6 protein-coding genes and 1 pseudogene are annotated in these 3,217 nt (G+C 47.4%); 1 reads left to right on the top strand and 6 read right to left on the bottom strand.

The genetic code is table 11. From position 1 onward, the window contains the following. The coding region (locus IM322_RS20110) for a helix-turn-helix domain-containing protein (protein ID WP_287713319.1) at window positions 1–187 on the bottom strand (187 nt) is incomplete at its 3' end. 184 nt (window positions 188–371) lie between these two features. Here IM322_RS20110 and IM322_RS20105 point away from each other — a divergent pair. Next, window positions 372–725, top strand: a complete 354-nt coding sequence (locus IM322_RS20105) for a hypothetical protein (RefSeq protein WP_287672993.1) — start codon at window positions 372–374, stop codon at window positions 723–725. A 54-nt stretch (window positions 726–779) separates the two neighbouring features. Here IM322_RS20105 and IM322_RS20100 read toward each other — a convergent pair whose 3' ends face one another. The 5 genes and pseudogenes from IM322_RS20100 to IM322_RS20080 all read right to left on the bottom strand — a co-directional run. After that, window positions 780–1,550, bottom strand: a complete 771-nt coding sequence (locus IM322_RS20100; RefSeq protein WP_287672991.1) for an ABC transporter permease — start codon at window positions 1,548–1,550, stop codon at window positions 780–782. Window positions 1,551–1,562: 12 nt separating this feature from the next. Next, window positions 1,563–2,138, bottom strand: a complete 576-nt coding sequence (locus tag IM322_RS20095) for an ABC transporter substrate-binding protein (RefSeq protein ID WP_287672994.1) — start codon at window positions 2,136–2,138, stop codon at window positions 1,563–1,565. A 53-nt stretch (window positions 2,139–2,191) separates the two neighbouring features. Continuing rightward, on the bottom strand, window positions 2,192–2,860 hold the full coding sequence (locus IM322_RS20090) for an ABC transporter substrate-binding protein (protein ID WP_287672988.1): 669 nt from the start codon (window positions 2,858–2,860) through the stop codon (window positions 2,192–2,194). A gap of 4 nt (window positions 2,861–2,864) precedes the next feature. Beyond that, the gene (locus IM322_RS20085) at window positions 2,865–3,092 is read right to left on the bottom strand and encodes a hypothetical protein (protein WP_287672986.1); all 228 of its coding nucleotides are present in this window, start codon (window positions 3,090–3,092) and stop codon (window positions 2,865–2,867) included. Continuing rightward, window positions 3,093–3,217: pseudogene (locus IM322_RS20080) on the bottom strand (IS630 family transposase); the annotation flags it as partial.

The raw sequence follows: 3,217 nt of genomic DNA, 5'->3' as shown, positions 1-3,217 counted from the left end.
GTTTTTTCCAATCAGTTAGCATTGAAGAAGTTTCAGCATATCCTACTCTTTCTTGCTTTTCGTACCAAGCTTGTGTTCGTTCGTGGAGAGCTTTATTGTAAACCAATCTTACACAGCCCAAGGTGCGCCGCAATAGCGACTCTTGTTCTGGTGTGGGGTAAAATCGAAACGAGTAGGCTTTTTCCATGTCTCACATTTTAGCATATATAGCGTTTCCTGTTAACAAGAGGTACATTCTCAATCCTGAAAAGCTTAATCAGCAAAGGTTAAAGTGTGCCACCCAGATGTGAGAACCGCTATATTTCGTAAATGTGCTAATATTTAACAGTAAAGCCGTCGTAGAACGACGGGGTTTCAGTCCCAAATTTTCGATGATAGATTTTAATACTCTCGCTGAATTTTCCCGCAACTATTGCATCTCGATTTGTGCCTTTTTAGTACCCGCTAACTTAGTAACCACCGTTTTAACAGTTCTTTTTCTCTATTTCGGTCGTCCTACCCGTCAAATCTTCCCCATTGCTTCCCTAGCTTTGTTGTTCGCTGTCACCATGTTTCTCCACGTCGCCACCTGGTTAATGATCGGTGTGGTTATGGCCCCCACTTTTATCCTCTTTGGACTGGGTTTAACCTGTTTTGTGATCAATCTTCAAGCCATCAGCGATCGCCAAAGCTTGGAACAGTTATTACACACTGGGGTTAGTCGTCTGGCCCGCTCTTCCAACTAAGGAAAAGAGCCAAGACTTCCCACTTCCCACTTCCCACATAGTTGAACCAATAGGCTAATCTTGATGCGTCCAAGAGCGATGAGCCAGACGCAAACCCCAATCGAGCAGATAACCAATCGCGCCAATAACGAGAATCACTGCCATCAACTCTGAATAAGCGAGTCGATCGCGTGTATCGAGAATATAATAACCCAAACCCGCACTAACCCCCAGCATTTCCGCCGGGACAAGAACGATCCAGATAATACCGATAGCCAAACGAAAACCAGTTAAGAGATGGGAGAGGATCGCAGGCAGAATAATCTGGAAAACCGTTTCCCCTCGGGTAGCACAGAGACTGCGGGCTAAAGTCAACCAAGAGCGATCAACCGCGTTAACCCCGGCAGCCGTATTGAGAAGGATCGGCCAGATAGCCGCCACCGTCAGCAAAAAATACACGGGTAGATCACCAATTCCCAAAACCATCACCGCTAAAGGCATCCAAGAAAGGGGCGAGATCATGCGTAGAAATTGAAATACGGCCGACAAAGCTGATTCAAGGGAGCGATACAACCCGATTAATACCCCCAACGGCAAACCGATGGCACTAGCGAGAGCCAAGCCCACAAGAACCCGGCGGCAACTGGTGAGGATATGGGGCATAATCTCCCCCCGAACAAAAAGATGTAATAAAGCGACAAAAGATCGCTCAGGGGAAAAATCATTTAAAATCGGGTTTGAGTGCCATAGAGGACTGGTAAATAGCCACCAGAGCAATAATCCAAAGCCTATACCCCATAAGGGTAGTAAAGATATTGGCGGGGAGGTCAAAGATTGTGACTTCATAGGTTAGGACCCTTAAAATTTGATCGTCTCGATGCGGGAGAGATTATTCGGTAAGCCGAAAGCTTTCGGTCCGCCCACCTGTTGCAAGGCATTACGGACAAAAGAGTCATCCACGAGATCCCGCGCCACCTGTCGGGGTTGCAGTTTTTGAAGAAAATCCGTATTTCCTTCTACCTGAGTGGTTTTGAGCAAGCGTACCAGTTCCTCCGTATAGGAAGGGAAAGGATAGGGCTGGAAATCAATCCGGTTGACTTGCCAGTCTGGATTCTGGATCGCTCCCTCTTTCTTATAGAAATTGCGATCGTAGTAAGTAAGCGCCCGTTGCAATACTGGCAGCGGGTGAGGCGTATATTTTCCACCATCTTTAGAGAGAATCCGGGCCACTTCGGAGCGATTGCCCCGTGACCAGAGTTGAGCTTTAACGAGGGCGTTTACCACCTTCTGCGTCCATTGTTTCCGTTGCCTAATATCCTCCTCGTGAACAAAGACGACGCAACAGGCGTGATTCTTCCAGACATCGCCGGTGAAACGGAGAACCCTACCGGTTTTTAGATTTTCCGCCGCCGCGTTGAAAGGTTCAGCAACAATAAGCTAAACGGCGCTTAACCTGCATGATCCAATAGCTATAACCCTTTTGGAGTCTATATCGGTGATCCGAAGTAAAAGCCGTTTAGCTTATAACCACCGATGCTCTTATTGGCGAGGGCTGATACCATATCCGGGGGCGGGAGAACCACTAGATTAACCTCGTTAGGAGCTATCGGCGCGTCCTTGGCTTTGCGAACTATTTTCAGCCCGTTACGTTGTAAGAGTTGTTGCAAGACCAAATTATGAATCGAATACCAGAAAGGAACCGCGATCGTTTTACCTCCCAATTCCCTGGGATTTTCAATATCGGGAAGGACGGTGAGGGCTGAGCCGTTGGTATGGTTCCAAGCGACGATTTTAGCGGGGAAATTGCGCCCGTAACGAATCCAGATCGAGGTGGGAAAAAGAACATGAATAACGTTCACCTGCCGAGCGAGAAAGGCTTCAACAATCTGCGCCCAAGAGCGGAATAGGCGTGGTTGTTCTGCCGTTAAACCTTCCGCTTGATAAAGTTTTCGCGAGTGGGCCACCAATAGGGGGGCGGCATCCGTAATCGGTAGATAACCGATTTTCACAGGCTGGTCGTTGGCATTGGCGTTAACAGGGAGACTCCCACTATCGGCGGCGATTGCTGCTCCGAAGGAACTCGTAAACAGTGCCGAAAGTTTCAGAAAATCTCGACGGCTCATGCCGCAACAAGCACAATTATCGTCTAGGTTCATGGATTTACAGTGTCATGACAAGGGCTAATTCTTGAAAAATTGACCGGCGTAGATCACTCAACAGCTTTGCTGACTCGAAACGGGGTTTCGGCATCGAGATGGTCCATTCTCGGCGGATGCCCACCGGATGACGGCCCATGAGAAGAACTCGATCGGCCACTAATAGGGCTTCATCGATGTCGTGAGTAACGAGGAGAACCGTGCTGTTATAGAGAGCTAAGCTTTTCCGCATTTAAGTTACATTGACAGCATTACCCTTATTTTTAAGTTTTCTACTCCATTTAATAATCAATCCCCCTTCATTTAAAAGCTGATTGACTACTTTTTCGAGTTCTTCTTTATTTTCAAATTCTCGAT

The organism is Microcystis sp. M109S1 (assembly GCF_020247025.1).
Classification (GTDB): Bacteria; Cyanobacteriota; Cyanobacteriia; order Cyanobacteriales; family Microcystaceae; genus Microcystis.
The sequence above is the reverse complement of the archived record's forward strand: the minus strand, read 5'-3'. Positions and strand labels throughout refer to the sequence as shown.

Coding starts and splice junctions, on each gene's coding strand:
- IM322_RS20085 (WP_287672986.1), bottom strand. CDS start 3,092: ATGCGGAAAAGCTTAGCTCTCTATAACAGCACGGTTCTCCTCGTTACT.
- IM322_RS20090 (WP_287672988.1), bottom strand. CDS start 2,860: ATGAACCTAGACGATAATTGTGCTTGTTGCGGCATGAGCCGTCGAGAT.
- IM322_RS20105 (WP_287672993.1), top strand. CDS start 372: ATGATAGATTTTAATACTCTCGCTGAATTTTCCCGCAACTATTGCATC.
- IM322_RS20100 (WP_287672991.1), bottom strand. CDS start 1,550: ATGAAGTCACAATCTTTGACCTCCCCGCCAATATCTTTACTACCCTTA.